This is a genomic window from uncultured Methanobrevibacter sp., assembly GCF_900316895.1.
In the GTDB taxonomy this organism is placed as follows: Archaea; Methanobacteriota; Methanobacteria; order Methanobacteriales; family Methanobacteriaceae; genus Methanocatella.
In genome coordinates, this window is the sequence record NZ_ONER01000108.1 from 1 (window position 1) to 6,054 (window position 6,054).

A 6,054-nucleotide genomic window follows, 5' to 3' on the forward strand; every position below is an offset into this window, starting at 1 on the left:
TTAGCAATCATTTGTCTGGTTTCTTCAGCCCTTTCATCTAACTTTTCAGTGTTGATTTCAAAATTAAGCAAATGGGATAACTTTAACAGTAAAGCTTCGGCAGCTTCCGCATCAATGAAATATCCTGGGGTTTCACCCATAAGACAAGACCCTTCGATTCCTCTGCGGGCACCCAGACCTAAGAAAAGTCCTGAAGCACCAACAATTCCGCCGTCATTGGATCTTAATTCAACTTCAGCCTCCTTCAAAAGCTCAACATTAGCTTCACAGGTAGCCGCTCCGAATACCTTAGGATTTTCAACCGGTTGCGGAGAAGTAACCATTCCGCCCAATGTGAAAATTTTATCAATGTCAAATTGGCAGACAAAATCTAAAATCTCTTTGCAAACCAGGTATTGCCCTTCAGGAGATAATGCTTGGGTATTGCCCACAAGAAGAATTAAATCCAAATTATCTTCACCGACATCCTTCATGTAATATAGCTCATTAAACATGTTTTCTATAATACCTTCCTCTTTAACAAGAACTTGAGGAGGGAAAGTCGGGGAATAAATTTCAGCAAACTTGGTAGCTCCCAATTCATCAATCATATGGTCTGCGGCTAATTTACCCACATGTCCAAGACCAGGTAACGCTTCTATAAAAATAGGATTGTTTAATTCAACTTCTTCTAAAACAGTAAATTCTGCAGTATTCATTGTATTACTCCTTGTTCATTGCCTCTTTTTTTAATATGCGCCTATATTTACCATATTTATCCTCAACAGAAAATTTGGGAGGATAAATTACTTTAAGTGGTCCTCCACATTTAGGGCAAGCATCTTTTAAAGTATAAATTCCACATTCAGGACATTTATTCATTTTCATATTCATGTAAATCTAATTGTCTAACTCTCTTAAGAATGAACCGTTACCGCCAGATTCTTCAACAACTGCAATGCATCTTTCAGCTGCTGCTTTAAGAGTTTTTTCTGCTAAAATATAATCAGTAGATTTTACAGTAATTCTGTATCTTGGTGCACCAACACACTGGACTTTGATTTCTTCCTCTTCGTCGCCGTTATCTTCAGCGGCCTTAAGGGCTGAAATGATAACCTCAACACCATCAGGTACAAAAGTTTCAATATCTACATAACCGTTGATGTGAACTTCAGGAGGAGTGATATTCTTCTTAGCTACTTCAGTAATAGCATCAGCCCAATCCTGTGGGATTCCTTCTTCAGTTAAAGATTCGGCACCTTCATCAGAAGCAGCTTCAAAAGCACCATAGACATCTCCGAAAATGTCCATAAGCTCATAACCTACCTCATCATAGGCCTCATCTAAAGTTTTATCTAATGATTTAGCAGATAATTCCAAGAATTTTTCAGCTTTTTGTTCAATTTTCCAATGTTGGATTTTTTTAGTTCTCTGATCTTCACGGATTCTTTTTAAGGAAGCGTCGACATGTCCTTTTTTAGGGTTAACTCTCAAAACACGACAGACGATTTTTTGATTTTCTCTTACGTGGTCTCTGATGTTTTTAACCCAACCGGAAGATACTTCAGAAATATGAATAAAAGCTTCTTTGCCCTGATATTCTTCCAATTTAGCAAAAGCCCCATAATTAAGAACTTTATTGACTTTTTCTTACCATATTCTCACCAACATCAAATAAAAATTATAAAAAATAGTAAAAAAATAAGTTTAAAACTAGAAATCTAGTTTAAAACTTTTTCAATGTGTGCGGTGATTTTAGCTTTAGCACCGCGAGATTTGACAAGAGTCTTACCGCAAATGATACATTTTACATCAGATGCAGCACGGTCGAATATTACTTGTTCGTTGTCACAATCTAAACATTTAACTTTTAAAAAGTTTCCTCTACCTTTACTAACCATGTTAACCACCTTATTTAGCTACGAATTCAGGTTTACCTGTTCTGAAAGATTGTTTAATGTGAGATTTACCACATTCTTTACATTTAAGTCTTAAGTCTAATTTTTTAACTGGCTTGTTTCCAGCAGGTAAAGGCCTTGGGTAACCTCTATAACCAGCAGTCACACGTCTGAATTGTCTTTGTCCCCAGGTTAACTCACTAGCTTTTCTCCTTTTTGCAGTGTGCACTTCATGTACAGTGTGTTTTCTGCAATAAGGACAGTATGTTCTTTTTTCTTTTGGTATTTTCATTATTTCACCGTAAATTAATAAATCATTGTAAATCTATCTATGAATTTATCTAAATTCAATTTCTATCAAAAAACGTTAGAGATAAAAACTGCATTGTAACGCATCAAGTCTACAGACAGCAAAAATCCAAATTATATAAAATATAATTTTTTATTATCACAAATAGATACGATTAATATATCTATTTATTAAGCTATTTAAATGTAATGGAAAAACACCTAAATTTTGACCTGACGGCCTTTTCGATTTTTGAAAAATATTTTTGCATTGACCAAAGGCAATGTTACAATATCCTGCGGTCTGAAAGGCCCATAGGTTTTCTCATCAACACCAACAATAGCTCCAACTTCATCAAAAACAAGCATTGTGACGAGCTCTGTTTCTTTAGCCACCTTCTTTGATTCAAAATCATAAAACTCATCCTGAGCATCAAAAGCATTAGGATTGTCTTCAATATGCTCAACGGGTTTTGGCCTGGCTTGAGGTTTTTCAGCAGGCTGTTTTATATCCTGTGAAACCTTAGGTTCAGGTTTTTCTTTTATGATTGGCTCGGCTTCGGTTTTTTCTACTTCAACTTCAGGAGTCAAAGTGGTCTTTTGAGTCTCTTTAGGTTTGATAATCGGCTTTTTGGGAGTTTCATCATCAGACAGCTTTTCAAGTGAAATGTTGCTTCTGTGATTTTTCAATGTGTCGATTAGGGAATAGTAGAATTGCTCTTCCTCTGGAGTCAAGTTTAGGGGAGTGGTGTCCACCAAATCAAACTGAGGCTTTCCTGTGAATAGATGATATGATCTGTGAATGTTTACAACAGCAGCTTCTGAAATCTTCTTTTCACGCCTTTCACAAATCTCTGTTGCAATGATTTGAGATTGCTTAAGCAAGGATACGGCTTTGGAAAACGGATCGCTCATCGCTTCCTGCTTCAGCACATCCATATATTCCTGAAGCTGACTGTAGAAATCCTCCTCTACACGAGCTAATGTGCCGTTATTCCGTTCTTTTTTCTGAATTTGACGTAAATCTTGATAGAATTTATCCACTTAAGACCATCTCTAAAAATTAACTTTTAAAAATAAAAAAAGATGAACCGATGAAATTAATCATCTTGTTCTAATCTAGGAGCAAGTAAGAAACTGAGTTTACCGTCACCGGTTACCATATTGAGAGTCAAGCTCAATGGCATGTCGGTACCTAAACTGATTTCCGCTTCCTCTGAAAATTTATCTGCTTTGAGCATTTCTCTAATCTTATCTAAAGAGAATAAAGATTTCGCATGTTCCTGAATATTTTCTCCGTGAAGATACTTGATGCTTGCATCACCGAATTCACCGTCAGCTGATGCTATAAAGTAGTCTTCATCAACCTGCAATGCGATTTTATCTGAAAATATATCAATATCGTTGATTGAATCTTTTAAGATTGAGAAACGTACTTTGAATGTGGTTGGATGTGAAATTTGAGGTGGAGTTGGATTATCGTATTCAATATCAATCAATCTGATTTTGAATGTTCTGGTTGCATCCCCTTCAAAAGTAATGATGAAATTACCTTCATCCACAGACATCAATACTCTGTCTTGAGATTTTGCACGTTTGAGCACTCTCATGAATTCATCAGTGTCAATGTTAATCTTTTCAGGCACATCACAAATGTATTCATCGAACAAGCTTGCTTTAAGTTCTAAATGTACGAAAGTTATGTGACTACGGTCTAAGGCATCTAATCTCATGCCTTCACTGTCAGTTTGAATCTGTACTTCATCAACGATTGATGAAATAGCATCAAAACTGGTTTTTAATATACTAGAATCACTTAATTCTGCTTTAAACATAAATAATCCTCTTATAAATAATGTATTTATATTTGTTTTTTATATATTATAAGTTTATCTGAAAATTGAAAATTGGGACTGTCAAAATGTTAAATCTTGACACTCACTGAAAATTATTCATTTGATGCTTTTTTCATGTTTGAAACATATTCTTTTAGGGGTTCTGCTGCATTTTCACCGTATTCTTCAATGATTTTTACAATTGCACTGCCGACAATGACTCCATCAGCAATTTTTCCAATTTCAGTTGCCTGTTCGGGAGTATTGATACCGAAACCGACAGCCAAAGGCAAATCAGTGACTTCGCGAATGTCGGATAAAATTGCATTCAAATCAGTTTTGATTTCTGAACGCATCCCAGTAACTCCCAATGATGAAACAACATAAATAAAACCGGTTGCATCACCCGCAATCTTTTGTATTCTCTGTTTTGAAGTAGGGGCAATCAATGAAATGACATCAACCCCATTTGAAAGGGCAATATCCTTAATTTCACCTTTTTCCTCATATGGCAAGTCAGGAGAAATAATTCCATCAATGCCCAGCTCGGCACATCTTTTAAAGAACCTTTCATAACCGTAAAAGAAAACAGGATTGATATAAGTCAAAAAGACCAGTGGAATGTCTGTTTTTTCACGCACTCTTCTGACAATGTCAAATACGTCATCGGTTGTGGTATTGTGTTTCAAAGCCCTAACGTTAGCGTCCTGGATAACGACGCCTTCAGCCATCGGATCTGAAAATGGAATGCCTATCTCAACCAAATCGCAACCTGCCTCTTCCATTGCAAGAATGTATTCGACGGTTTTGTCAATTGTTGGGTCTCCCGCTGTCAAAAATCCTATGAAAGCGGTTCCGTTTTCAAATGCATTGGATATCTTACTCATTTAAATCAACTCCTCTGTAATCTGCAATTGATCTTACATCCTTATCCCCTCTACCGGACAGGCAAATCATTATTGTTTCATCCTTATCCATTTCAGGAGCTATTTTCATGGCATGTGCAACGGCATGTGCACTTTCGATAGCTGGAATTATGCCCTCCATCTTTGAGAGGTATTCAAATGCCACAACCGCTTCCTCATCGGTTATTGGAACATACTCAGCTCTTCCAGTGTCTCTCAAGTAGGCATGTTCAGGGCCGACTCCAGGATAGTCCAGACCCGCTGAGACGGAATATACAGGTGCAATCTGTCCATAGTCTCCCTGATTGAATATTGACTTCATTCCATGAAATATTCCAATTTTACCGTTTGTAAGTGCTGCCGCATTATATGGAGTGTCTATTCCCTTTCCACCAGCTTCACAGCCAATCAATTTAACATCTTCATCTTCAATGAAATTATAAAATGCCCCCATTGCATTACTTCCACCACCAACACATGCAATAACTGCATCAGGAAGCTTTCCTTCTTTTTCAAGGAATTGTTCTTTGGCTTCAGCACTGATGACAGCCTGGAAATCACGGACTATCATTGGAAACGGATGAGGTCCCATTGTAGAACCTATTACATAATTGGTATCATGAACCCTTGCAATCCAGTCACGGAACGCATCGTTAACAGCATCCTTTAAGGTCTGTGTTCCTGATTTGACCGAATGGACCTTAGCTCCCAGAAGCTCCATTCTGTAAACGTTTAAAGCCTGTCTTTTATTTTTTTAGCTAGCAATACCTGGCCTAAGACGTTGTTGATCTTGTGGGCACCAGTATGGTTCAAATCCTCACGTTTCAAATAGATTTTGGCCCCGCCAAGGTCCTCTGTCATTCTTTTAGCATAATATAATAAAGATGGTCTTCCTGCATATTCCTTCAACAATGTATTGAGCTCTTCAACAAAATCCGGGTCATTCATATAATGATTGTACTGCTCTTCCAGGTAAAGCAATTCATTCATTAATGTTTCAGATATGTATTGGCCACCATATTCGCCATATCTTCCTCTACTCAATTTATAACCTCCATTATCTCTTTTATTTTATTTTCATCTTTAAATCCATCAGTTTCAAGGCTTGAACTCAAATCAATGGCATAGGGATTGAACTCATTTATGGCC

General features: G+C 37.0%; 8 protein-coding genes and 2 pseudogenes. All 10 read right to left on the minus strand.

Annotated features, from left to right (window positions below):
• The coding region (locus QZN27_RS09080; protein WP_296786694.1) for a proteasome assembly chaperone family protein at window positions 1-698 on the minus strand (698 nt) is incomplete at its 3' end.
• A 4-nt stretch (window positions 699-702) separates the two neighbouring features.
• Window positions 703-873 (minus strand): RNA-protein complex protein Nop10, encoded by a 171-nt coding sequence (locus QZN27_RS09085; RefSeq protein WP_292602259.1) that lies wholly within the window; start codon window positions 871-873, stop codon window positions 703-705.
• A gap of 6 nt (window positions 874-879) precedes the next feature.
• Window positions 880-1,623: pseudogene (locus tag QZN27_RS09090) on the minus strand (translation initiation factor IF-2 subunit alpha); the annotation flags it as partial.
• A gap of 77 nt (window positions 1,624-1,700) precedes the next feature.
• Window positions 1,701-1,880: a 30S ribosomal protein S27e gene (locus tag QZN27_RS09095; RefSeq protein WP_067044971.1), complete on the minus strand. Its 180-nt coding sequence runs from the start codon at window positions 1,878-1,880 to the stop codon at window positions 1,701-1,703.
• A gap of 10 nt (window positions 1,881-1,890) precedes the next feature.
• Window positions 1,891-2,169, minus strand: coding sequence for a 50S ribosomal protein L44e (locus QZN27_RS09100; RefSeq protein ID WP_296786699.1), 279 nt, complete (start codon window positions 2,167-2,169; stop codon window positions 1,891-1,893).
• Window positions 2,170-2,387: 218 nt separating this feature from the next.
• Window positions 2,388-3,209 (minus strand): hypothetical protein, encoded by an 822-nt coding sequence (locus QZN27_RS09105; RefSeq protein WP_296786702.1) that lies wholly within the window; start codon window positions 3,207-3,209, stop codon window positions 2,388-2,390.
• 56 nt (window positions 3,210-3,265) lie between these two features.
• Complete coding sequence (gene pcn / locus QZN27_RS09110) at window positions 3,266-4,000, minus strand: proliferating cell nuclear antigen (pcna) (protein WP_292602280.1); 735 nt, start codon at window positions 3,998-4,000, stop codon at window positions 3,266-3,268.
• A gap of 113 nt (window positions 4,001-4,113) precedes the next feature.
• Entirely contained in the window at window positions 4,114-4,887 is a 774-nt protein-coding gene (trpA, locus tag QZN27_RS09115; protein WP_296786707.1) for a tryptophan synthase subunit alpha, read from the minus strand.
• A pseudogene (gene trpB / locus QZN27_RS09120) lies at window positions 4,880-5,949 on the minus strand (tryptophan synthase subunit beta). Before trpB ends, trpA begins: the two are co-directional and overlap by 8 nt.
• Window positions 5,946-6,020: a hypothetical protein gene (locus QZN27_RS09965; RefSeq protein ID WP_367237664.1), complete on the minus strand. Its 75-nt coding sequence runs from the start codon at window positions 6,018-6,020 to the stop codon at window positions 5,946-5,948. Before QZN27_RS09965 ends, trpB begins: the two are co-directional and overlap by 4 nt.
• Window positions 6,021-6,054: the final 34 nt, after the last annotated feature.

Bases quoted from the DNA above. Each gene is read 5' to 3' on its own strand.
- QZN27_RS09085 (WP_292602259.1), bottom strand. From the start codon at position 873: ATGAATATGAAAATGAATAAATGTCCTGAATGTGGAATTTATACTTTA.
- QZN27_RS09095 (WP_067044971.1), bottom strand. From the start codon at position 1,880: ATGGTTAGTAAAGGTAGAGGAAACTTTTTAAAAGTTAAATGTTTAGAT.
- QZN27_RS09100 (WP_296786699.1), bottom strand. From the start codon at position 2,169: ATGAAAATACCAAAAGAAAAAAGAACATACTGTCCTTATTGCAGAAAA.
- pcn (WP_292602280.1), bottom strand. From the start codon at position 4,000: ATGTTTAAAGCAGAATTAAGTGATTCTAGTATATTAAAAACCAGTTTT.
- trpA (WP_296786707.1), bottom strand. From the start codon at position 4,887: ATGAGTAAGATATCCAATGCATTTGAAAACGGAACCGCTTTCATAGGA.